The organism is Bacillus sp. FSL M8-0071 (assembly GCF_037975455.1).
GTDB lineage: Bacteria > Bacillota > Bacilli > Bacillales > Bacillaceae > Bacillus > Bacillus subtilis.
The window spans coordinates 825,142-848,999 of record NZ_CP150256.1 but is presented as its reverse complement, the minus strand read 5'-3'; the positions used below and the strand labels follow the sequence as shown (position 1 = coordinate 848,999).

Annotated in this window: 25 protein-coding genes; 10 read left to right on the top strand and 15 right to left on the bottom strand. The window is 45.7% G+C overall.

Annotation, left to right across the window (positions count from 1 at the left end; genetic code table 11):
- Positions 1-2: 2 nt before the first annotated feature.
- Positions 3-1,415: a PTS system trehalose-specific EIIBC component gene (gene treP, locus MKX71_RS04295; protein WP_003233682.1), complete on the bottom strand. Its 1,413-nt coding sequence runs from the start codon at positions 1,413-1,415 to the stop codon at positions 3-5.
- Between the two features lie 189 nt (positions 1,416-1,604).
- On the opposite strand from treP, the gene MKX71_RS04290 reads away from it, so the two are divergent.
- Genes MKX71_RS04290 through MKX71_RS04275 form a run of 4 tightly spaced genes read left to right on the top strand, consistent with a single transcriptional unit; the run spans position 1,605 to position 5,597 of the window.
- Entirely contained in the window at positions 1,605-3,146 is a 1,542-nt protein-coding gene (locus MKX71_RS04290; protein WP_144483489.1) for a spore germination protein, read from the top strand.
- A complete protein-coding gene (locus MKX71_RS04285) occupies positions 3,127-4,281 on the top strand; it encodes a Ger(x)C family spore germination protein (RefSeq protein WP_003243672.1) in 1,155 nt (384 codons plus the stop codon). The genes MKX71_RS04290 and MKX71_RS04285 overlap by 20 nt, the downstream gene beginning before the upstream one ends.
- Positions 4,282-4,296: 15 nt before the next feature.
- Positions 4,297-4,497 (top strand): hypothetical protein, encoded by a 201-nt coding sequence (locus MKX71_RS04280; RefSeq protein ID WP_003233686.1) that lies wholly within the window; start codon positions 4,297-4,299, stop codon positions 4,495-4,497.
- A 23-nt stretch (positions 4,498-4,520) separates the two neighbouring features.
- Entirely contained in the window at positions 4,521-5,597 is a 1,077-nt protein-coding gene (locus MKX71_RS04275) for an endospore germination permease (protein ID WP_029726872.1), read from the top strand.
- Here MKX71_RS04275 and MKX71_RS04270 read toward each other — a convergent pair.
- The 3 genes from MKX71_RS04270 to MKX71_RS04260 form a co-directional block, all read right to left on the bottom strand.
- A complete protein-coding gene (locus tag MKX71_RS04270) occupies positions 5,594-7,009 on the bottom strand; it encodes a sodium:alanine symporter family protein (protein ID WP_015252561.1) in 1,416 nt (471 codons plus the stop codon). The two genes, MKX71_RS04275 and MKX71_RS04270, sit on opposite strands and share 4 nt — an antisense overlap.
- A 124-nt stretch (positions 7,010-7,133) precedes the next feature.
- Positions 7,134-7,526: a DUF1992 domain-containing protein gene (locus MKX71_RS04265; protein ID WP_003233692.1), complete on the bottom strand. Its 393-nt coding sequence runs from the start codon at positions 7,524-7,526 to the stop codon at positions 7,134-7,136.
- 18 nt (positions 7,527-7,544) lie between these two features.
- Positions 7,545-7,682 carry a hypothetical protein gene (locus MKX71_RS04260; RefSeq protein ID WP_072557053.1) on the bottom strand — a complete coding sequence of 46 codons (138 nt, stop codon included), beginning with the start codon at positions 7,680-7,682 and terminating at the stop codon, positions 7,545-7,547.
- Positions 7,683-7,782: 100 nt separating this feature from the next.
- On the opposite strand from MKX71_RS04260, the gene ltaS reads away from it, so the two are divergent.
- Complete coding sequence (ltaS, locus tag MKX71_RS04255) at positions 7,783-9,732, top strand: lipoteichoic acid synthase (protein WP_144483492.1); 1,950 nt, start codon at positions 7,783-7,785, stop codon at positions 9,730-9,732.
- Positions 9,733-9,765: 33 nt separating this feature from the next.
- On the opposite strand, the gene nagE is transcribed toward ltaS, so the two are convergent.
- Entirely contained in the window at positions 9,766-11,124 is a 1,359-nt protein-coding gene (gene nagE / locus MKX71_RS04250) for an N-acetylglucosamine-specific PTS transporter subunit IIBC (RefSeq protein ID WP_014479158.1), read from the bottom strand.
- 171 nt (positions 11,125-11,295) lie between these two features.
- Here nagE and map point away from each other — a divergent pair, with 171 nt between their 5' ends.
- From map to MKX71_RS04230, 4 genes are all read left to right on the top strand, one after another.
- A complete protein-coding gene (gene map / locus MKX71_RS04245; RefSeq protein ID WP_003233698.1) occupies positions 11,296-12,045 on the top strand; it encodes a type I methionyl aminopeptidase in 750 nt (249 codons plus the stop codon).
- Between the two features lie 81 nt (positions 12,046-12,126).
- Positions 12,127-12,441: a DUF3243 domain-containing protein gene (locus MKX71_RS04240; RefSeq protein ID WP_029317494.1), complete on the top strand. Its 315-nt coding sequence runs from the start codon at positions 12,127-12,129 to the stop codon at positions 12,439-12,441.
- 106 nt (positions 12,442-12,547) lie between these two features.
- Positions 12,548-12,703, top strand: a complete 156-nt coding sequence (locus MKX71_RS04235; protein WP_003244572.1) for a hypothetical protein — start codon at positions 12,548-12,550, stop codon at positions 12,701-12,703.
- A 156-nt stretch (positions 12,704-12,859) separates the two neighbouring features.
- Positions 12,860-12,997 (top strand): YflJ family protein, encoded by a 138-nt coding sequence (locus MKX71_RS04230; protein WP_003233704.1) that lies wholly within the window; start codon positions 12,860-12,862, stop codon positions 12,995-12,997.
- A gap of 40 nt (positions 12,998-13,037) precedes the next feature.
- Here the strand turns inward: MKX71_RS04230 and MKX71_RS04225 are convergent, their stop codons facing one another.
- Positions 13,038-13,703, bottom strand: a complete 666-nt coding sequence (locus tag MKX71_RS04225; protein ID WP_014479155.1) for an MOSC domain-containing protein — start codon at positions 13,701-13,703, stop codon at positions 13,038-13,040.
- 67 nt (positions 13,704-13,770) lie between these two features.
- On the opposite strand from MKX71_RS04225, the gene MKX71_RS04220 reads away from it, so the two are divergent.
- On the top strand, positions 13,771-14,046 hold the full coding sequence (locus MKX71_RS04220) for an acylphosphatase (RefSeq protein ID WP_003233709.1): 276 nt from the start codon (positions 13,771-13,773) through the stop codon (positions 14,044-14,046).
- On the opposite strand, the gene nosA is transcribed toward MKX71_RS04220, so the two are convergent.
- The 9 genes from nosA to MKX71_RS04175 all read right to left on the bottom strand — a co-directional run bounded on the left by nosA (position 14,037) and on the right by MKX71_RS04175 (position 23,789).
- Positions 14,037-15,128, bottom strand: a complete 1,092-nt coding sequence (nosA, locus tag MKX71_RS04215; RefSeq protein WP_003233711.1) for a nitric oxide synthase — start codon at positions 15,126-15,128, stop codon at positions 14,037-14,039. The two genes, MKX71_RS04220 and nosA, sit on opposite strands and share 10 nt — an antisense overlap.
- Positions 15,129-15,246: 118 nt before the next feature.
- Positions 15,247-16,041 carry an MBL fold metallo-hydrolase gene (locus MKX71_RS04210; protein WP_029317495.1) on the bottom strand — a complete coding sequence of 265 codons (795 nt, stop codon included), beginning with the start codon at positions 16,039-16,041 and terminating at the stop codon, positions 15,247-15,249.
- 55 nt (positions 16,042-16,096) lie between these two features.
- Positions 16,097-17,398 carry a citrate transporter CitM gene (citM, locus tag MKX71_RS04205; RefSeq protein ID WP_029317496.1) on the bottom strand — a complete coding sequence of 434 codons (1,302 nt, stop codon included), beginning with the start codon at positions 17,396-17,398 and terminating at the stop codon, positions 16,097-16,099.
- 43 nt (positions 17,399-17,441) lie between these two features.
- On the bottom strand, positions 17,442-17,567 hold the full coding sequence (locus MKX71_RS04200; protein WP_003233716.1) for a hypothetical protein: 126 nt from the start codon (positions 17,565-17,567) through the stop codon (positions 17,442-17,444).
- Between the two features lie 26 nt (positions 17,568-17,593).
- Complete coding sequence (locus tag MKX71_RS04195; RefSeq protein WP_029317497.1) at positions 17,594-18,553, bottom strand: tripartite tricarboxylate transporter substrate binding protein; 960 nt, start codon at positions 18,551-18,553, stop codon at positions 17,594-17,596.
- A 2-nt stretch (positions 18,554-18,555) separates the two neighbouring features.
- Entirely contained in the window at positions 18,556-19,236 is a 681-nt protein-coding gene (gene citT / locus MKX71_RS04190) for a two-component response regulator CitT (RefSeq protein ID WP_015252569.1), read from the bottom strand.
- Positions 19,208-20,836 carry a two-component sensor histidine kinase CitS gene (gene yflR / locus MKX71_RS04185; protein ID WP_029317498.1) on the bottom strand — a complete coding sequence of 543 codons (1,629 nt, stop codon included), beginning with the start codon at positions 20,834-20,836 and terminating at the stop codon, positions 19,208-19,210. Before yflR ends, citT begins: the two co-directional genes overlap by 29 nt.
- A gap of 127 nt (positions 20,837-20,963) precedes the next feature.
- The gene (locus MKX71_RS04180) at positions 20,964-22,400 is read right to left on the bottom strand and encodes an anion permease (protein ID WP_003233725.1); all 1,437 of its coding nucleotides are present in this window, start codon (positions 22,398-22,400) and stop codon (positions 20,964-20,966) included.
- A gap of 126 nt (positions 22,401-22,526) precedes the next feature.
- On the bottom strand, positions 22,527-23,789 hold the full coding sequence (locus MKX71_RS04175) for a pectate lyase (protein ID WP_003244025.1): 1,263 nt from the start codon (positions 23,787-23,789) through the stop codon (positions 22,527-22,529).
- Positions 23,790-23,858: the final 69 nt, after the last annotated feature.

Sequence of the window (23,858 nt, the reverse complement as noted above, 5' to 3'; positions counted from 1 at the left end):
TGTTATTTATGTTTGAATCTCGCATACGCGTATGTTCCGGCAAACGGCACGATCAATACAATAGCCATCCCGATTGCAAACGCGCCCCAGTACTGACTCATGATTGAGAAAATCCCCGGCACGCCGCCGACACCGACGGAGCTTGCCAGCACACCTTGAGAAGAAATATACATTCCGGCCAGGCCAGAGCTGACCATTGCAATGATAAACGGGAATCTGTATCGCAGATTCACCCCAAAGATGGCAGGCTCTGTAATGCCAAGATAAGCAGAAATCCCTGATGTGAGGGAGAGGCCTTTTTGTTTCTCATCCTTCACGATAAACATCATGGCCAGAGCTGCCGAACCTTGTGCGATATTAGAAAGCGCCAGCATCGGCCATAAAAAGGTGCCGCCGAGCTTTGATCCGATGAGCTGCAGGTCGACTGCAAGAAACGTGTGATGCATACCGGTAATCACGAGCGCTGAGTAGAAACCGCCATATAACAGACCGCCCAGTGCGGCAAAAGAACCGAACACCGAGATCAGCCCTGAAGTCAGTACATTACCGATCGCAAATGTAATCGGGCCGATAATGATAAAAGAGGCAAATCCTGTTAAGAGAAGCGTAATTGGTGCGACAACGAGCAGCTGTATGCCCTCAGGTGTGCGTTTTGTTAAAAATACCTCAATCTTCGCCAGCATATAAGAAGCAAGCAAAATTGGGAGCACCTGGCCCTGATAGCCGACTTTCTGCACCTCTAGGCCGAATAGATTCCATACCGGGATCTCTCCGCTTTGTTCTGCCGCGCCATATCCCCACGCATTCAGCAAATCAGGATGCACGAGCATAACCCCGAGCACAATGCCGAGAAGCGGATTGCCGCCGAACCGCTTGACGGCAGACCATCCGATTAACGCAGGCAAAAACGTAAAGGCCGTGCCTGCAATCAGGTTAATCATATTAGCAAGATCCGCCCACTGCGGATAAACCTGCACAATCGATTTTGTGCTGAAGAAAATGCCTTCCGCCGTTAAAATGTTATTGATCCCCATTAAAAGACCCGCCGTGACAATCGCAGGCAATATTGGAATAAAAATATCTGCAAGCGTTTTCACAGCACGCTGCAAAGGATTCATATTTTTTTCTGATGCCTTCTTCACTTCATCCTTTGTTGACTCGCCAATTCCCGTTTCCTTGACCAGTTCAGCATATACTTTGTTGACAGTTCCCTGGCCGATTACGACCTGAAACTGTCCGTTTGTCGAGAATGATCCCTTTACCACATCAATTTGATCAAGCATCTCTTGGTCAACCTTGCTTTCATCTATTAAAGCAAAACGCAAACGTGTAACACAATGAGTTGCCGCTGCAATATTTTCAGCACCGCCGACTGCTTCGACAATCTGACGTGCCGATTTGTTCAGTTCCCCCATGCCAACCCCTCCGTATCCGTTTTTATAACTTGTATATACAACTTATAATCATATTGTATTCCTGTATATACAGGTAGTCAACACTTTTTTTATAGCGCTTTCATCCTAGTCTGGAATATATGAAACAGACAAGGTTACCCTAAAAGTCACAAGCACTTATTGTGACATTAAAAAGCAGGGTGAGCCTCTATGAATAAACGCGACAAAGCGCTTCAGCTCATCAAAGAGCTTGAAGACAATCAGGACAGACCGATCTCTCCCAATTTGAAGGAAAACCTCGATAATCTGACCTTATTAACAGAAGGCTGCTCAGACATCGTATTTAGACAATTTGACTTTGGAAACGGGCTGTGCGGATTTATTGTTTATATCGAAGGAATTGTAAAATCTGAACATATTCAGGATCACGCCCTCCGCCCTTTCTTAATGCATTTGACGGATCAAATAGATGAACATGAAGAGGCGCTGCAAAATACTCTATCCATTTCAAGTGTTGCAACAGAAACGAGTATGAGCAAAGTGGCTGCATCCATCATTGAGGGGAACGCGGTTTTATTTGCCGACGGGCACTCAAAAGGCCTGATCTTAAATATAAAAGGCGGACAAAGAAGAAGCATTGAAGAGCCGATAACAGAATCGACCATCAGAGGGTCAAGAGAGGGCTTCACTGAAAGCCTCAGGGTCAATACCGCTCTTGTGCGCTTTCGCGTCAAAACGTTTCAGCTTAAAATGATCTCGTTTAAAATCGGCACGAAAACCAAAACCGATGTTGTCTTGGCCTATATTGACGGGCTTGCCGATCCAAAGGTCATTGACAAAGCAAAAAAAAGAATCAAAAAGATAAAGATTGATGCTGTCTTAGAAAGCGGATATATTGAAGAATTTATCGAAGACGACACGTACTCGCCATTCCCCCAGCTGCAATACACAGAAAGGCCGGACACCGTCGCCGCCCAGCTTCTCGAAGGCCGATTTGCCATTTTCACAGATAATACGCCCTTTGTCTTAACAGGCCCGATTACGTTTTGGCAGCTTATGCAGGCCAGTGAAGATTACTATGAGCGTTATTTGATGTCTAACTTAATCCGCTGGCTTCGCTATATGTTTTTATTCGTTGCTTTATATTTGCCGGCTATTTATGTTGCCGTTATTACATACCACCAGGACTTAATGCCGACAAACTTAATGTTCAGTGTGGCCTCTGCGCGTGAACCGATTCCTTTCCCCGCCATCATAGAAGCATTGATTATGGAAATTTCTTTTGAGGCTCTCCGTGAGGCGGGAGTGCGCCTGCCGAAAACCATCGGCCAGACCGTCAGTATTCTCGGGGCCCTAGTCATTGGGACAGCCGCTGTTGAAGCGGGAATTGTGTCTGCCCCCATGGTGATCATCGTATCGTTAACAGGGATCGCGTCATTTACAATTCCGCGGTTTAACTTAGCTATCTCCATCAGGATGCTTCGTTTCCCGCTTATGTTTTTGGCGAGTATTTTTGGGATATTCGGCATTATGCTCGGCACGATTATCTTAGTGCTTCATTTATGCAAGCTGCAATCTTTCGGCATTCCTTATTTATCCGGGATTTCTCCGTTTAAACGAGATGAAGTAAAAGATATTTTTGTCAGGGCGCCTTGGTGGACGATGACCAGAAGGCCGGGCACGTATTCGCGCGGCAACGGACAGAAGGGAGCGAAAAGAGAGGACCCAAAAGATGAAGAAAACAATATATAAGTGTGTTTTGCCGCTTCTCATTTGTATCCTTCTAACGGGGTGCTGGGACCGGACAGAAATCAATGACATTGCATTTGTTGTCAGCTCAGCCATTGATAAGAAAAAAGATCAGTATCGAGTGGCCATGCAGATTCCCTTGGTCGGCCAATTAGGCGGACAAACAGGGGGCGGCGGCGGAACTGCCGGTTCAAAAACATGGTATGTTGATTCAGCTTCCGGCACTACGATCAGAGAAGCGAACAACAAGCTGCAAACCTCCTTGTCACGGACAATCAATACGTCCCACAGACGTACAGTCATTATTGGAGAGGATATGGCGAGAGACGGCGTTGCCCCAGTCTTTGATATTTTAACGCGAAATCCGCAGAACAGATTAACGGCGCTCATTTTAGTCAGCCGGGGAGAAGCGCGGGACATTTTAAATACCGATGTTCAGCTTGAACAGTTTCCGGCGGAAATGATTCGGGAGCTGGCCATTATCGCAACGAGCCGCCCCGTTTTCTTAAGCAGATTCATGTCTGATCTAGTAGAAATAGGCAGTGATCCGTATGCACCGGTCATCTCTGCATCTAAAACAAAACCTGGAGGGAAAGGCAAATCTAATTTGAAAATTGACGGGCTTGCGATCTTTAAAAAGGACAGATTGATGGATATTTTCAAAGATGAACACATGACAGCAGCCCTGATGTTGCTGAATCAAGCCCGCCAGCCAGAATTCATAGTAGACCTGCCGAATCAAATGGGGCAAGCATCCATTCAGCTTCAAAAGTCCAATGCATCCTTTCATGCCGCTGAAAAAAACGGAAAGCTGTCAATGACAATCGAGATCAGAGCCAAAGGAATTATTATGGAAAACCAATCAACCTATGAGACGAGAGAAAATGACCAGTATTACATCATTCAAAAAGCACTAAACAGAACCATAAAGAAGGACGTGATCAGCACCGTTCATCGTTTGCAAAAGCTAAAGGCGGACCCGGCCGGCTTTCAAGACAGGACCATCAGAAGCACGGCAACCACGAAGAATCTGCTGAAAAAGGAATGGGAAGAGGTATATAAGGATATGGAGGTTCACGTCGTCCCAATTGTGACGATTGAGCAGGGCGGTGTCCTATACAAAACGATCAGCCATTAATGGAGGTGCGTCAGCATGATCAGCTATATCGTACAGACATTGATTGTGTGCATTGCCATATACGCATATGAATGGAAGAATTTTCGTTCCGCTAACAATCTAACAAAATGGGCCTTCAGCCTGCTGATTGCAGGAAGTGCTTTTCTATGGATTTATATGAGAGTGAATCCCCTGCTTCCGCGGCTGGGGCACCTGTTTAAATATATTCCGTTTTGAACATGACAGAAAGGATGTGCTTTATGGACAAGACCTCTGCATACCAAGGATTATTTTTCGGAGCTCTGTATACGTTAGCAGTCGGATTAAAGCATGCTCCGATTCTCATGATCGAATCAGCAAAACAAAATGCCTGGCACAGCTACATCCTCGGCGTTGTCATCGTGATTCCGGCACTCTGGCTCATGCATAGGCTGATGAAAAAGCATCAGGATAAAAATATCTATGAGCTGCTGAGCGATTCCTCACCAATCGCAGGCCGGATTATCATTTTACTGTTTTCTTTGTATTTCCTGTTAATCAATGCTCATGACATCCGTTTTTTCATCAATTTGATTAACATTTTATTTCTCCCGAGAACACCAATGGCTGTTCTTGGCGGTGTTATTATCTTTGTGGCGATCTGTATTGCCAGAGAGGGAAAAGAAACATTGACCAGAATGGCGCAGATATTCCTATTTCCATTCGGCATCCTGGTCTTGTTCCTTCCATTTACGCTGGCCACACAAATTGAGCTTCAAAACTTGACACCTGTTTTTGAAGGTCTAATCCCATACCTTCAATCAGGCTATTACGCGTTTGGGACAATGGGGGAATTGATTATCCTTCCGCTTCTCTTCTCAAACCGGAGCGTCCCGCTAAAATACACCATTTTCGCGATACTGCTGGGCGCTTTATTGCTGGCCGTGATGTTATTTTCTTCAATTTCTGTCTTTGGTCCCAACCTGACATCTACTTTCTTTGATCCTGCTTATATGGTCATCAGGCAGATCCGCATTACGGATTTTCTGGATCGCTCAGACCTGATCATCGCGGCTTTTTGGATTCCAGTCATTATGGTGAAGATAGCAGGTTCCCTATATATCGTGGTATACGGCCTTTCGTTTTTACACTCAAAAATCGACCCGAAAGCCATGTATACACCAACCGGCATGTTCTCAGTCGTATGCGGCTTTTGGTTCTTTTTAAATACAAATCAGCTAATCGACTTTAACAGAATCAAACCAATCATTAATGTAGTGATTTCTCTTTTGCTGCCTTTACTCATTTATTTGATCATAAAAAGCAAAGCGTTGTTCAGCGCCAAAGCAAAGCACTAGGAATTTTTAGCTTCTTTTGTTTGATAAACAGGATTCTGTTTTGTTTTTCTTATATCTTTCAGGTAGTACTGTTCAGATGTAAAGAATTCGGTGTACAGCGCTTTTACCTTTCTGCTCAATAACAACAGCGCAATCACATTTGGAACGAGAATAAAAGCCAATGCTAAGTCCAAAAAGCCCCAAATGGCTTTTGCTCCGCCTGCGGCACCTATGATAATAGCCGCTAAATATACGAATTTAATCACGTGTCCTGCCAGCCGCCCGAACAGAAATTCAGCTTGCTTTACGCCGTAAAAAATGACAACCATAATGGTTGATACGACAAAGAAGACTAGGGAAACCGAAACGAAGTACCCTCCGCCAGAACCGAAATAATGCTGAAATGCAGCCGTCGTCAGTGCTGCCGGGTCAATTGAGGCGTTCTTCCCTGTCCAGACACCAGATGCAAGAACGACAAAAGCGGTGGTCGTGCAGATGATCAAGGTGTCAATGACAATGCCGATCACAGACCAAAACCCTTGCCGCACAGGATGATCAGTCATTGCTGCCGCATGTGCAATCGGGGCTGTTCCCATTCCGGCTTCATTAGAATACAGCCCGCGGGCAAATCCCCAGCGAACGGTTTCCGCCAACGCAGCACCTGCGAACCCTCCAACTGCTGAAGAAGAGGTAAACGCATTTGAAAAAACGAGAGAGAAAAACGCCGGCACTGATGATAGATTCATGAGAACAATCAGGAGACCGGCACCTGCGTATGCCCCTGCCATAAGAGGCACGACAAACTCTGTTACTTTTCCGATCCGCTTTACCCCTCCTATCACCACTAACCCAATCAAAAATGCAATTCCGATTCCTGCGTATATTTTATTGAAAGAAAACGTCTCGGCAAGCGAGACTGAAACCGAATTTCCCTGAACCATAATGCTGGGAATCAGCTCCACAATCAGCGCAACAGAGAAGAATACGCCGAGCCATTTCATGCGCAGCCCTTTTGTTATGTAATACATCGGTCCCCCGACGTATTCACCCTGCTCATTTTTTTCTCTGTAATGAACAGCAAGAACACTTTCAGAAAACTTAATCGCCATGGCAAATAAGGCAATAAGCCACATCCAAAAAACCGCTCCTGGTCCTCCAAACATAATAGCGGCGGGCACACCGACAATGTTCGCTGCACCGATCGTTGAACTGAGGGCTGAGGTCAATGCCTGAAGCGGTGTGACTGTGCCCTCTCCCTTCGGCTTTTTTCCTACACTGCCGATTGTCTGTTTGAAAATGTATAAAGGATAGCGAAATTGAAAACCTTTCAGCAAAATAGTGAAATACAAGCCCGTCCCCGTCAGCAGGATGATTAGCGGCGGACCCCACAGCCAATCAGATATATGCTCTATCCATACTAATAGTCGTTCCATCCCATCACCCTTTTTTCGTTTATGAATCATTTCCCATAGATGGAAAAACATAAACCTTTTGACATAGAACTTGGAACATAAAAAGGATGGCTTTTATCAATCGCCATCCTGCAGACAAGACAAATCAGCTGGAAGAAGGTCTGTTTCGTCCAAGCCGATCATATACTTTATTCTTATAAAAAGCGGATGCTGGCTTTGAAAACATGCCTTTTTTGTCGACAAGCTTATCAAGCAGCAATTGCTTTTCAGATTTTTTTCTGATTAATTGCTCGCGTTCTTTTTCGTCATAGCACTTTTCGATTAAATGGTCGATGGTCATAAGCTCTTTTTTGAGCGCGCCCTCGTCCTCTGCCATTCCCGCGTTTTTCAAAATACGATAGCCCATGCGCAGCGATTCCGGCAAGTGTGCCGCGTCATCCTTCGGCAGCGGCTTCCCCATTCCCGGGAGGTTTTGAAAGTCCCCGTCTTTGATGGCGCGCTTAATTTTATCTTCAGACACAATATGGGAAAAATCCATCATTTCACCTCTTTTTATCTATACCTTATATTTTATCATACAATTCTCAATGTACCATTTTATTCCTTTATTTCTAGAAAGATACCTTGTTTTACATTTGGTAATATCAAAGCGAAACGTTGATTCGACGGCGTTTTTCGCCACTTTCTCCATCATACGATTTTCACTTTTCTAATCTGCTGATTCGTGTTATATTGGATACGTTCGTTTTTTCTATCGTTTCGCTCGAACTGGATCGGAAAAAAGGAGTGTAACAATGAAAACATTTATAAAAGAAAGAGGACTGGCCTTCTTCTTAATCGCGGTCGTCCTGTTATGGATCAAAACGTATGTCGGTTATGTCCTGAACTTCAACTTAGGAATAGACAACACGATACAAAAAATATTGCTTTTTGTGAATCCTCTTAGCTCAAGCTTGTTCTTTCTTGGCTTTGGACTCTTGTTCAAGAAAAAATTACAGCAGACAGCCATTATAGTGATTCATTTTTTAATGTCTTTTTTACTGTACGCCAACATTGTGTACTACAGATTTTTCAATGATTTTATTACAATTCCGGTCATTATGCAGGCTAAAACAAACGGCGGCCAACTCGGAGACAGCGCATTTTCGCTGATGAGACCGACTGACGCCTTTTACTTTATCGATACGATCATCCTGATCATCTTGGCGATCAAAGTAAACAAGCCTGCCGAAACGTCAAGCAAAAAATCGTTCCGAATTATTTTTGCGTCTTCAATTCTTGTGTTCTTGATCAACCTGGCAGTTGCGGAATCAGACCGTCCTGAATTGCTGACAAGATCATTCGACCGGAACTATCTTGTGAAATACTTGGGAACATACAATTTCACGATTTATGACGCTGTACAGAATATCAAGTCCAACAGCCAGCGCGCGCTTGCCGATTCCAGCGACGTGACGGAAGTGGAAAACTACATGAAAGCCAATTACGATGTGCCGAATAACGTGTATTTCGGCAAAGCGGAAGGAAAAAACGTCATTTACGTTTCACTTGAATCTTTGCAGTCATTTATCATCGACTATAAAATTGACGGCAAAGAAGTGACACCGTTCTTAAATAAACTGGCACATGATAACGAAACGTTCTACTTTGATAACTTTTTCCACCAAACGGGACAAGGTAAAACATCTGATGCTGAATTTATGATGGAAAACTCTCTGTACCCGCTGGCTCAAGGTTCAGTTTTCGTAAACAAAGCGCAAAACACGCTGCAATCCGTTCCGGCGATTCTGAAGTCTAAGAATTACACATCTGCTACTTTCCACGGGAACACGCAGACGTTCTGGAACCGTAACGAAATGTACAAGGCGGAAGGCATTGATAAATTCTTTGATTCTGCTTACTATGACATGAACGAAGAAAACACGAAAAACTACGGCATGAAAGACAAACCGTTCTTCAAAGAATCAATGCCGCTGCTGGAAAGCCTGCCGCAGCCGTTCTATACGAAGTTCATTACCCTGTCTAACCACTTCCCATTCGGAATGGATGAGGGGGATACAGACTTCCCGGCTGGAGACTTTGGTGACTCTGTCGTCGATAACTACTTCCAGTCAGCCCATTACCTTGATCAGTCCATTGAACAATTCTTCAATGATCTGAAAAAAGACGGGTTATATGATAAATCGATTATTGTGATGTACGGAGACCACTACGGCATCTCTGAAAACCACAATAAAGCGATGGCGAAAGTGCTTGACAAAGATGAAATCACTGATTACGACAATGCCCAGCTTCAACGGGTGCCGCTCTTTATCCACGCTGCCGGCGTGAAGGGCGAGAAAGTTCATAAATATGCCGGAGACGTTGATGTGGCTCCTACCATTCTGCATCTGCTCGGAGTGGATACGAAGGACTATCTGATGTCCGGTTCTGATATTTTATCGAAAGAACACCGTGAAGTGATTCCGTTCCGAAACGGAGACTTTATTTCACCGAAGTACACGAAAATATCCGGTAAGTATTACGACACGAAAACCGGAAAAGAACTCGATGAATCTGAAGTCGACAAGTCAGAAGACTCGCTCGTCAAGAAGGAACTTGAAATGTCCGATAAAATCATAAACGGAGACCTGCTGCGGTTCTACGAGCCGAAAGGTTTTAAGAAGGTGAATCCTTCCGATTATGATTACACAAAACATGACGAAGATTCTTCCGAAACGTCAAAGGATAACGAAGATAAATAAGAAAAAGCGGAGAGGTTGCCCTCTCCGCTTTTTTTATTTGACAGCAGCTCTCAATTCTTCCGCCGCAAATTCCACATTCGGGCCAATAATGACTTGAACCGATTGCCCCCCTGATTTGACAACCCCTTTTGCGCCTGCTTTCTTTAGCAGCGCTTCATCCACCAAAGCGGTATCCTTCACAGTCAGTCGCAGCCTTGTGGCGCAATGATCAATGGTTTGAAGGTTTTCTTTTCCGCCGAGCCCTTTCAGCATGATGTTTTCATTTACATCCTGAACAGTATTTTCATCCAGCACTTCATCCACATCATCGTCTTCCCGTCCAGGCGTTTTTAAATTCAAAGCCTTAATCAGTACATAAAACACGATAAAGTATACTGCCGCATAGCATATACCTACCAAAAGCAGAAGCAGCGGTTTTTCCGCGATTCCATAGCTGAGCACATAATCGATAGCTCCGGCTGAAAAAGAGAAGCCTGAGCGGATGCCGAGCCAGTTGACGATAAATAAAGATAACCCGGTTAAGACCGCGTGAACAGCGTATAAAAGCGGAGATAAAAACATAAATGCAAACTCAATCGGCTCCGTAATCCCTGTGATAAACGCCGTTAAAGCAAACCCAATCATCATCCCAGCCGTCGCTTTCCGTTTAGACGGCTTCGCAGTCACAACCATAGCCAGACACGCCGCCGGAAGACCGAACATCATGATTGGGAAGAATCCGGTCATATATGTGCCCGCTGTCGGATCTTTCGCGAAAAAGCGCGCCAAATCCCCTGTCACTCCGTTATATTCTCCGAATTGGAACCAGAAAATATTGTTCAGCACATGGTGAAGGCCAAGCGGAATTAACAGCCTGTTGAATAGGCCGAATATGCCTGCCCCGATGCCGCCGAGCCCGAGCATCCACTCTCCAAACGAGTTGATACACGATTGAATCGGCGGCCAGACGACTCCGAATATGCCCGCTAAAATGATCGTAATAATGGCTGTTATAATCGGCACAAGCCGTCTGCCACTGAAGAATCCGAGATATTCAGGCAGCTTGGTATCCTTGAAGCGGTTATAGGTGTAACCGGCAATTAAACCGGCAATAATTCCCCCAAACACCGCCATGTTATTTGTTTTATCAATTGTCTTTGTTGCCGCGTCAAGCATCAGATACGATATCGCCCCTGATAAACCCGCGGCCCCATTGCTGTCTTTTGAAATGCCGATGGCAATACCGATCGCAAAAATAAGCGGCAGATGATCAAAAACCGCCGTCCCCGCCTGATAGACAAACGGGATATTAAATACATCCTCTCTGCCAAGCGCAAGGATAATTCCAACCGCAGGCAGAACTGCAATCGGGAGCATAAATGACTTCCCGAGTTTTTGTAAAAATGAAAGCATACCCATCCCCCTCATACCCTTTTTTTTCAAATATACCATATAAGATATCTAGTGATCTATACCAATTTTCCCGGGGGTATTTCTTTTTTCCCAGGTCCGTGTGTTTCCTATTTTTAAGACAGTTGTGGTAAGCTTAATCTAGATTATTTAAAAAGAAAGCGGGAATGACAGATGATTGTAACAAACGATCAAGAATTAGAAGGCCTGAAAAAAATCGGAAGAATCGTCGCGCTTGCGCGTGAAGAAATGAAGCGGAAGGCAGAGCCCGGCATGAGCACAAAAGACCTTGACCTTATCGGAAAAGCTGTGCTTGATGAGCACGGCGCCGTTTCAGCACCTGAGAAGGAATATGATTTTCCAGGTGTGACATGCATCAGCGTAAATGATGAAGTGGCTCACGGCATACCAAGCACATCCAAAATTTTAAAAGCAGGGGATCTTGTCAACATCGACATCTCCGCTGAATTTGGCGGGTTCTATTCCGACACAGGCATCTCATTTGTGCTCGGTGAAGGAGAAGAACGCCTTCATAAGCTTTGCCAATGCGCGGAAAACGCTTTTCAAAAGGGGCTTCAGCAGGCAAAAGCGGGCAAGCGCCAAAACCAGATCGGAAGAGCCGTTTATCATGAAGCACGCTCTCAAGGCTTTACCGTCATCAAAACCCTGACCGGCCACGGAATCGGACGAAGCCTGCATGAAGCGCCGAATCACATCATGAACTATTATGATCCGTTTGATAACGCACTGTTCAAAAATGGCACAGTCATCGCGCTTGAACCGTTTATTTCAACGAAAGCAGAAACGATTGTTGAAGCTGGAGACGGCTGGACGTTCAAGACGCCGGATAAAAGCATGGTTGCCCAAGTTGAACACACGATCGTCATCACAAAAGATGAACCGATTATCCTGACGAAACTGTAAAACACATTCCGGGCTTCCGGCAGGTTTAACCTCCTCCAATAGCAGGTAAAACATCATTATTCTGCACGAGGAGGTCTTGCAATGCACAGAGATCAAGAAAAAATCCAAATTGAAAACGAAATGAACGCGATGCATGGCACAATAAAAGAAGACATTTTAAAAGACTTTGAGGAATTTAAAGGCTACCTGAAAAAACAAGTCAACCGAGGCAAAAAGCTGGGATTGGATGACGGCAAGCTTGTGAAAAGCGCTGCGATCCTGGGAGACTACCTCGCAAAGCATGAAGAGCCGCAAAACGGTGAAGAAATGCTGCTGCAAGAGCTTTGGAGCGTTGCGGACGAAGATGAGAAAGAACATTTGGCACAGCTTCTGGTCAAATTGGTTGATAAACAATAAAACATGAGCCGGGCGATATGCGCCCGGCTTTCTTGATATTGTCACAGCCCGGCTCTTTCAGATATGCTACACTACTATTATGTCTGTGAAAGGAGCCTTTATCTGCATGTGGTTTATTATTTTCGGCATCATTTTTTTCATTGAAGGCATCATTATGACCGTTTACGGCGTTAAGAAAAAAAACGGGATGCTCACATATATCGGCATTGTTTTCGCCATTATGACATTTGGCGTTGTCATGATCAAACTAACCGGCCATTAAATCATATTCGGCTTTTGCTCCGCATATACATTCAGAAGAACATTCGTACATCTAGTGCGAAAGGCTCAGTTTTCCCCGCATCTCTTTTCAGCATCTTTTTATAGATGTTACAATGCCAATCGTTTCGAAATCAGATAGGGAAAGGAGTTTTCTGACATGCATTACGGCAGTAAAGGCTGGTATGTGGCAGAACTAAAAAAGCAGGGGATCACGCACCATGAAGGAAGAAAGCTTCAAAGCTATAAAACCTATTTTCTTGCCAACCTGCTTGAATCAAAGAAAAAACAATCTTAAATATGGCAAAGCCGCGCACGTTGATATGCGCGGCTTTTTTCTATTCAACCGGCAGCAGCCTGTCCTTTTTTTTCATAAAGGACGCTCTCCAGCTTTCCGATAGTGCAGCCTCACTTAAAATCAGTTCAATGGCGGTGAGATTTTTTGCATCATGGTAGTTGATGCGGTTGGCGAACTGGACGGATATGCCCTTCTCTCCTCTGGACAGCAATTCAAGGTTCGCGCCGGGAGACACCCTGCCCTCCTCCAGCACGCGAAAATAGAACCCTGTATAGCCGGTTTGCTGGACCTTCAGCACCATTTCTTTTACACCAAACTTTTTCGCCAGCTTTACACACGGCTGGCGCGGCTGGCTGACCTGAACAACAGCTTCATCAAGCCTGAACACATCCCCGATGCAAACATTCTCCTCAGTCAGGCCCGCGACCGTCAGATTTTCTCCAAATGCGGCATTTGACAGCGGTCTTGAGAGGAACTCTTCCCAAAACGGATAATGCTCCGCCGGGTAGACACAGACAGCCTTATCAGGTCCGCCGTGGTTGACGAGGTCCGCCTGTCCGTCTCCTTCAAAATTCTCCCGATACAGCATGACGGCTGATTCAGCCGGCCGCTTCATGATGCCGGTTTCGATTTTCTTTCCGTCATATTCAAGCGTCTGCGGTTTTCCCAGATTAAGAGAAAGAACTGAATAGCGCTCTGGTTTCATACAAACACATCCCCTTTACAGGTTGTAAAATGATTGATTATCATAAAAAAGAAAAGGTGGTTTTTACATGCTTCAATACCGAATCATTGTAAACGGCCGGGTTCAAGGTGTGGGCTTTCGCTATTTTGTTCAAATGGAAGCTGATAAGCGAAAACTGGCCGGCTGGGTCAAAAACCGTGATGACGGGCGTGTCGAGATTTTGGCAGAGGGTCCGGAAAACGCCCTGCAATCGTTTGTTGAGGCTGTAAAGAACGGAAGCCCTTTCTCAAAGGTTACCGACATCTCTGTGACTGAATCCCGCAGCCTTGAAGGCCATCATCGATTTTCTATTGTTTACTCATAAGGCTTATCTTGATAAAAGTAATTCGGCTTAACGATTGAGTTATCATAGGATCGGTGGAAGATATGAGTGGCAGCGGGTGAAATTGGCGGAATCAGCCACGTCCAGTCCCCCGTCAGCTTTCTGCCCGCTTCTTCCTCCTGTTCTTCAAACCGTTTAAACTGGCTTGCCGCTGTATGATGGTCAACGATGCTGACACCCTGCTTTTTATACGAGTGCAGCACTGCTTTATTCAATTCAACTAGCGCTTGATCCTTCCATAAATCCGTATTGTAATCAGCGGCGATGCCGATCACGGACGCTACTTTTTTCAGCTTGTCGTACCGCTTTTCATCTGCGAGGTTTCTCGCTCCGATCTCCGTGCCCATATACCAGCCGTTAAATGGCGCGGCATTATAATGAATGCCCCCGACCTCAAGCTTCATATCAGAAATAATAGGCACGCCGTACCACTTCAGCTCCAAATCAGAAAACGCCTCGATGTCGGGATGTGTGATTGGAACCTCGATCACAAGTGAACGCGGCAGCTCATACCAGACAGGCTGTTCGTCCCCTTTCATGCGAAAAATGAGCGGCAGCAGGTCAAAATCCGTTCGCTCTCCCCGCCAGCCGAGCTCTTCGCAGGCTGCTGTCAGGGAACAGGAAGCCGGGTCGCCGATTCTTTCTCCGTCTGACTCATATCCAGCGTACCGGATCAGCTGATGATTCCAGATCTCGACTTGCTTTTCACCCTTCTCTTCCGGAGGGAAAATCGTAATGGTCGGTCTGATTTTCCCGTTATTGGTGGCGGTTTCAATATGGTGAAAGAGGGCGTCACGCACTTCCTCCTTCGTCCGGACGTCTCGTCTGTCGATAACATTCAGCGAATTCCAGAACAATCTGCCGATGCAGCGGTTGCTGTTTCTCCAAGCCATTTTCGCTCCGTGCTCCAGCTCTTCCTTCGTATGTACATAGCTTCCGGTCAGGTCAATTTCACTTTTAATGTCCTCGAGACGGTCTTTCACTTCCTCCTCCTTTCCTAATTCCTGATAGCATGCGGCAATAAACGCTTTCGCTTCGTTCCAGAGTATTTCTTTTTCTTCCAACAAACTCTCCCCTTCACATCACTTCATGCTTTTCATTGTATCGTTTTTAAGCGGCAAGACAAATGATTTTTCTGCAACTTCCTGGAAAACAATAAAAAACACCCGCGTAATGCGGGTGTCAAATAGACGATAATCGACTTGCCAATTCAGTTAAGTCACTTCGAAAGTTTTTGCCGGTCATCGGTATGCCGTGCCCTGTCAATAACGCTTCCGGTTCAAGACCGGCCAGCTTTAGAATGGACTCCGCGGCCGTCTCTGTGTCAGGCGTGAAATAAGCCGGCGGACCGTGAAGCTCCTGTTTTTGTATCAAGACGTCAGCCATTTTCTCCTGTTCCACTGTAATAACAGCATCACCTGCTACAAGCACGCGTCCGTCATCGCGGAATAACGAAATATGGCCCGGCGTGTGTCCTGGTGTCGCTATCCATATCCACTCGTCAAGAAAAGGAACTGAACCGTCTTCCGGCAGTGCCTGGACATGTGAGGAAATATCGATGGAATGCCGCGGAAACAGCGGCGACAGCTTGGCGACCAGCCCGCTCTTGCTGTCAGGACGAGCCGGAGGATAATCCTCTTTACCTGTTACATAGGGCATTTCCCGAGAATGGACATAAACAGGTACATCCCAATGCTCAAGGATCTCTTCGATTGCCCCAATATGGTCAAAGTGCCCGTGTGTGAGGATAATCGCCTTCAGCTGAAACCCTTCACCAAATCTTTGTTTGGCTTCATTGACAATCATGCCGGCTGATTGAGGCATGCCGGCATCAATTAAAACAAATGAGTGAGGTTCAGAAGGCAGCTGAATAAAATAGACATTCGCAATTTGCACAGTCAGGCCGTGCACCCCTTTTGCCGCTTCGAACCCCGTTCCGCTTCTGACTGAAGTCAGCGGCATATAAGGATCACTCATAATGACACCTCCGGAATGTTATATGCCGTTAGTGTGTGTCATTACGCCTGAATTATCATACGGAAATAGAGATCGCACCGATCAATAGAGCGATAGCCGTCATGACGATCACTGCGAGAACCGCCCATTTCAATGCGAATTTTTGATGGTCATCAATAGAAACTCCGACGAGTCCGACAAGCAAATGAGTGGATGGCACAAGCGGACTCAGCATATGAATCGGCTGGCCGATAATAGAGGCTCTGGCAATTTCCACTTTATCCACACCGTATGCGACAGCTGTTTCTGATAAAATCGGCAGCACCCCGTAGAAATACGCGTCATTCGGCATCAAAAATGTGAAAATGCCGCTTGTTAAGGCAACAATCGCCGGGATCAATCCGCCCATTTGTTCCGGTATCATGGACACGAGCGAGATCGCCATTTCATCAACCATTTTCGTGCCTGTCAAAATCCCCGTGAACACCCCCGCAGCAAAAATCATTGAACCGATAGCCAGCACGTTGCTGGAATGCGCCGCGATGCGCTGTCTCTGATGCTCGAGATTGGGATAATTCACAATCAGCGCAATACAAAACGCAATGACAAACAGTACGGTTAAACTGACTTTACCCGATACTAAACATCCTATTAAAGAAAGCGTTAACAATAAATTGAACCACCAAAGCTTCGGCCGCTTCCACTCATCTTCAACCGCAGCAGCCGGTTCATTGGCATTGGCTGGCTGTTTCAGTTCAATCACACCAAGGCGCTTTCGTTCCGCTTTTCCAAGCACATACGCAACTGCCACCATACAAAGCATCCCGCTTGCAATGACAGGAATCATCGGCCCTGTAAGCTCAGCTGGATCAACCCCCAGCGCACTCGCCGCCCTCGGCGTCGCACCTCCCCATGGAATCGTGTTCATGATTCCCATGCCGACTCCCGCGATTCCTGCCAAGATAATTGGCCGGATGCCTAGCAGCAAATAGAGCGGAAGCATGGCGCTTGTCGTAATCATGTACGTTGTCGAGCCATCTCCGTCCAAGGCGACGAGCATTGTAAGGACCGCTGTCCCGACAACAATTTTTAAAGGGTCTCCTTTGACCATGCTTAAAATTTTGCCAACCATTGGATCAAACAGGCCTGTATCAATCATAATTCCAAAATATAAGATCGCAAACATAATCATGACCGCAGTCGGCGCGACTTGCTGAATCCCCGAAATCATCATGTCCCCAACTTCAGTAAATCCAAATCCGGCGATAAGCGCAAACACAATCGGCGTCAAAACTAATGCTGTTAAAACAGAAAGCCGTTTTGTCATGATCAATGTCATAAACACAAGCATCATGAGAAAGCCTAAGATTGCTAACACATCCATTCCCCCTTAAATGAATCCGCTTACATTTTTTTCTCCCTTACTCCCCTTTTTGTCTTGCCTTTTTGCCATCGTATGGGAAAACCAACCGCAAGTAAATAATTTGGTTTTTTTGTATTTTTAATTTTTTAAAACCGTTTTGTTCTTTTTGATCAATTTTCGGCATGAAAAAAATCCCGGGATGCCGGGATCTTAATTTCCTGTCATGATGCTTTGATAAAAAGCAGATTGCTCTTCTAAAAACCGTTTCGTTTCCCTGCTGTTTAAATAAAAGCTTTCCCAGTCCTGTTTGTTTATTTTCCGCTTCCATTCAGGTGAAGAGGTGACCTTCTTTAGCGCTTGATCCCAGTAAGAAATCTCTTCCTCAGACATATTTTTCGGGCCCAAAATCCCTCTCCAATGAGAAAAAACAAACGGGATTCCCTGCTCCTTCCACGTCGGTACATTTGGAAAACCGGGAAGTCTTTTATCAGACGTTACAGCGGCTAACGTGATATCGCCGTTTCGTTCATATGGTTTCGCTTCAGAAAGTGTCATGGAAGCCGCTTCTATCTCATGTCTGATCAGCGCCTGAATGAGCTGTTCACTGCTGTCATACTGTGAGAATTGAATGTCAAACGGGTCAATGCCGTACATATCTGCCGCTCTGACGAACGAGAGCTGATCATCATTGCCAAACCCCGGGGCAAAGCCGATTCTCACCTTGCCGGGATGCATGTTGATCTCATTCAGCACATCCTTGCCATTTGTTAACGCTGATCCTTTTGGCAATGCAACCGTCTGCCATTCCTTGGAGAGAATGGCGAGCGGCGTAAAATCGGACATTTTTAATTTGCTTTGCCCGAGAAGATCATTGCTCAATATTAGGCTGGACGTCATGCTGATGGTTTGTTTGCTGCTTTTGTTGACATATTTCCAGCCTTTCTCTCCCCCGCCGCCGGATTTATAGACGATATGAACATCATCCTTCACGATCTGCTTCTGCCTCAAAACTGATTGGATCGCCTGCGCTGTGACATCCCAGCCGCCAGAAGGTTCGGCAGGGACGACAATTTCTATTGGCCCGTCAGGCAGGCGCGGCGCAGCTGCCTGCCTGATATCACCCTGCATAAAGATCAATAGAATAATCAATAGGATTATAGATTTTTTCATATCTAATCCGCCGCCAAATAATATTTTCTCTCCGGCCTGCCGATAATCCCGTATTCAAGCTCGGCTCTTGCTTCTTCCTTTGACACAAGATACTCGGCATAACGGCGGGCAGTTGTTCGTGACGCCCCCATTTTTTCCCCAAGTTCCTCCGCTGTCAATCCTTCTGACGCAGTCTGAAGCGCTTCCTTAATTTTTCGCAGTGTAATCGAATTAATGCCAGTCGGCAAATCCTCTGCCGGCAAAGCTGTCTTCACACTGTTCCCAAAAATATGGTCGATCATGGATTGGCTGACCTCCGGCTGAGACATGAGCAGCTTCCTTTTTTCTTTATACTGAAGCAGCACCTGCCTGAACTTGTCAGCCGTTACAGGTTTGATCAAATAGTGGGCAATTCCTGCTCTTAGCGCTTCCTGCAAATGCCGGGTTTCTGTTGCCGCTGTGATAATCATAATGTCCACTTCAGGAAATTGGCTTCGTATATCAGGAATCAACGCGGTCCCAAGCTCGTCCGGCATATAAATATCCAGCAGAAGCAAATCAGCCTTGTGTTCCTTCAAAAGCGCCAATGTCTCTTTTGCGTTAGCCGCCTTGCCGATAATCTTGAATCCATCAAGCTGTTTAATCAATCTCTCATGGATTTGCGCAACTCGAAAATCATCCTCCGCAATCGCGATGTGAATCAAATGGATTCCCCCTTTGTTTCTCCTTCGGTATAAACACAGTGAATACCGCCCCGCCAGTTTTTTGATTCGCCAGTTCGATCCAGCCGCCCAGTTCACGCACTGAGTCTTTCACATTGGCCAGACCGTAGCCTCTCTTCATCCCCTTTGAAGAATAGCCTCTCTCAAACACAGCTTCTATTTTCTCTGGCGGCACACCGGGCCCTGTGTCTGATACTTCAATGACAATGTCATGGCCCATATCCGTGATAAAAAACAAAACTTCCTTCACGCTTTGCTCCGCTACAGCTTCGAAAGCGTTATCAATTAAATTGCCAATAATCGTAATAAGATGGGACAAGCCGATATGCGCAGGAAGAGGCGCGAGTGAGCTGTTCTCATCAATCACCAGCTTGACCTTCTTTTCCGATGCCTTGCTTATTTTCCCTAACAAAATGGCCTGCACCTGCTGCGAATGAATGTTATGGAATAAAAGATCATGCTGTTCATTTTGTATCGCGTATTCCTCTTTAATCAGATCAATGGCTTCATCATATTCCCCAAGTTCAAGCAGCCCTAAAATCGCATAAAGCTTATTTGAAAATTCATGAGTCTGCGCCCTGAGATCCTCTGAATATTTGCGAACCTCTGTCAATGTGTCGATCAGCTTCTTCAGCTCTGTTTTCTCCCTGAAGCTGACGACAATCCCATATGCCTGCCCGCCTTGATTCATCACTTTCGTATTGATAATAAACACTTGATCGTTGACGCTTACTTCCTGGTTCGGCAGCATTTCTCCTTTTTCAAGCACAGACATCAGCCCTGCTCCCGGCATGACGTCATCTATAGGAAGATGGGTCACAGGCTCGGGCAGCTTCAGCATCTCGGCCGCCGATACGTTCATCATGGTGACGACGCCTTCACGATTGGTGGCAATAATCCCTTCTCGAATCGCGAAAAGCATTGCGTTCCTCTCACGATATAGAGCCGCGATCTCATGCGGTTCAAGCCCAAGCGTATCCTTTCTGATGCTTTTCGCCAGCACGGCGGCGCCAATAAATCCGAGCAGCAGTACAAGCACAGCAATCACACTCAAATTTCTCAAATGCTTTTTGATGCTTTGCTCTGTCTCCGTTTGCAGAAAATCAACAGATACGCTGCCGATCACTTGGCTGTATCCCTTCTGTTCTTTTATAATCGGCGCGCTCCCTCTGATCACTCTTCGTCCATCCGCTTTTGTTTCAGAAACATACGAACCGCCAAACAAAATTTCTCTGCTGCGCTCCAGTTTCTTTAATCCGCTTTTTCCAGAGGCGCTGCGAATGTCTCCTTTTTCGTCCAAAACATAAATGGCAAACGCGCCAGTCTGTTCTTTCATTTGTTCAATGACCTCTTGCGTCTGAGCCGCATGTCCGTCTTTTCTCTCAATGAGCTCTTTAACCGGCGGCATATAGGAAATGGTTCTCGCCGTTTGAACCGCCAGCTGCTCTGCCTGTCTCCGTTCTCCCTGTGTATGCTGAACGGCTAACGTAATGGTCAGCACACCAATGACAAAGACCAGCAGAGCCGCAATCAGCCCCATTATTTTTGTTTGCAGGGAAAAATGGAACCGCTTTTTCACCACAGCACCAGCCGTCCTTTCTACCTAGATCATACCATTTTTCACAGGAAATTTTCTCATTTTTCAAAATCCGTTTTCTTGCGAAGGAGTGAAAATAAAAAAAAGGCAGACCGCGTCTGCCTTTTTCTTTCTACCATATTCCTAGTACTTTCCACCATAATCCGCCGATCACAAGCCATACGATGATATGAACAATCGACAGGATAAATCCGATGGACCACCATTTGCCTTGCGGGATGTAGCCTGCTCCGAAGAAGACCGGAGCCGCTCCAGAACCGTAGTGAGTCGTTGACCCGAACAGGTTACTGATGAACGCGAGGCTCAGCGCTGCTAAAAGCGGCGGTGCGCCCGCTGCCACGACGACAGCCAAAAATGCTGAATACATCGCACTGATGTGGGCTGTCGCACTTGCAAAGAAATAGTGAGAGTAATAATACACAACAATTAAAATGATGAATGCCACAATCCAAGAGAACCCTGATACGGATGATTTCATGGCATTACTGAACCAAGACACCATGCCTAATTCATTCAAGAAGTTGGCGAGCATGACAAGCGCCGCAAACCAAGTGAGCGTATCCCAAGCGCCCTGTTCTTTCTTGATATCATCCCAAGTCAGAACTTGTGATAATAAGAGAACGGCCAAACCGATCAATGCGGTTGTGGTTGCGTCGATGTTGAAGCTGCCGCCAAAAATCCACAGCACAAGCACCAAAAGAAACACGATAACCATGGAAAGCTCTGATTTTTTGAACGGTCCCATTTCTTTCAGTTTTTCTGTTGCGATTTTCGCCGCATCCGGTGTTTCTTTGATTTCCGGCGGATACAGCTTGTAAATCACAAGCGGCGTGATGATTAAGCTTACAAGTCCCGGCACAATCGCGGCAATTGCCCAGCTTGTCCATGTTAAGTCCACCCCTGCGACATCATGGGCCAGCTTGGCAATCAGCGGGTTCGCCGCCATCGCTGTCAGGAACATAGCAGATGTGATCAGATTCCCCTGAAAACCGGTTTTTAATAAGAATGCACCGATTTTCCTCTCTGTTCCATTTGCCGGGCTTGATCCGAATGTTTCGGATAATGATCTGATAATAGGAAATATAATGCCTCCTGCACGCGCCGTATTACTTGGAATAGCAGGTGAAAGTATTAAATCACTGAATAGCAGTGAATAAGAAAGTCCAAGGGTTTTTTTCCCGAATTTCTGAACGAATACATACGAAATTCTCGCACCGAGCCCGGTTTTGATAAATCCCCGGGAAATAAAGAATGCGATAACGATAAGCCAAATGGTCTTATTCCCGAATCCGCTTAATGTATCCTCAATTGATAGTGTTCCAGTTAGTGCAGTAACCGCCAATGCAAAAATTGCAATTGCACCCATTGGCAAGGGCTTGGAGATAAAGCCGATAATTGTTGCGACAAAAATCGCAAACAAATGCCAAGCTTTAGGTTCAAGTCCGGACGGAGCGGGAATAAACCAGATGATTAGTCCCACAGCGACAGTAATAAGCAATGGAACAAGCTTTACTGCTGACTGTTTTCCTGCGTCTTTTTCTGAAGCCATAAATAGGTCTCCTCCTATATACTTGTTTTCCGATCCCCTTTTCCATTCTACTCCTTAACTAAGTTAATAAACATTTTAATTAATTAAAAAACACAAAGGTTAGCACCCTTTGTGTTTTTCACTTTCTTAATTTAATTTACCCGCACCCGCTTGATTTATAACATTTGATTTCACATTAGCAGAAGCATCAATCGATCCATGCAGAGACGGCGTCCAGCCGACAGAAGAGCTCAGCCCGTTTGCAGCCGATGCGTTGATCTGTGTGCCGTTCAGCAACGTGCCGGAGTCATATAAAGCCGTTCCCCCGCTGAATACGCTGATCGTTTTAGCAGCTGACAGTCCCGGTACGTCAATGACATTGTTTTGGGCATAGATTTTAGATGACTTTCCGATTCCCCATGCATAGCTGAAAGGATAACTTGAAGAGCTTGTGCTTCCTTCATAATAGTTGTTGTATACGTGCACTTGCCCGAAGCGGACTCTCGGCGCGCGCTGGACAATATTTTTATAGCGGTTATGATGCAGCGTAATTTTTAATTTGCCGTCATCGGAGGTTTTGCTGTCACTTGATCCGAAAATGGAGCTTTTATCATGATCGTGATAATAGTTGTAGGACATCGTGATATAGTTAGCACCGTTGGAAGCATCCGTTTGGCCGTCATGGTGCTGATATTTTCTTCCATAATATTTCGGTGATGTGCTGTCCGGACGCGAACCGTCATTAAATGTACAGTGATCAATCCAGATGTGTGTGCCGCCGTTTATCGTGATGTTGTCGTATTGTGAGTTCCAGTTCCCTGAGCTTCCGTCAGTCGGATCCCATTGCGGAAAATAGTCATAGGCATCCTGGAATTCAATGTTGCGAATAATGACGTTATCACTCTTGATTTGGAAGTTTCCTCCCACGACTTTAGCGTTAGTCCCTGAACCGACGATCGTCGTGTTTGCAGGGATATCCACCATGACCCGTGCTTTTTGGTTTTTCTGAGAGCGTGCTCTCGCTTCTTCTTGTGTTCCCGACGGCTCTTTTTTGCCCCATGTGCTAGGATCATAGGCTTTCAAATATTTGTCCAAATCATACTCCGGATCTTTATAGTCATTTAGGCCAAGCGGCTTCAGATTGTCATCCACGTTCATGTCAATCGTTCCCTTGATATAAATGATTTTTGGCGTTGTGTTCGTTTCCTTCCCTAATGCCGAGACAAGCTGGTTTCTGTTGCTGACGGTATACACATTTGAGGAGGATGCTTTTGATCCGCCTGTCGTGCCGGTCGAGTACGCGCCCCAGCCATCATTGGATCCCAACGTCTGGTGGCCTAAATCAGCTGCGTTCGCGCCAGCTGGAGTCAATCCTAAAAACAAAGCCGTAGCTAACATCACTTTTTTCATCCACTATGTACCCCCATTTTCTATTTTGTGAGATTTTATTCCAATTTATCACAAAAATATAATAGCAAA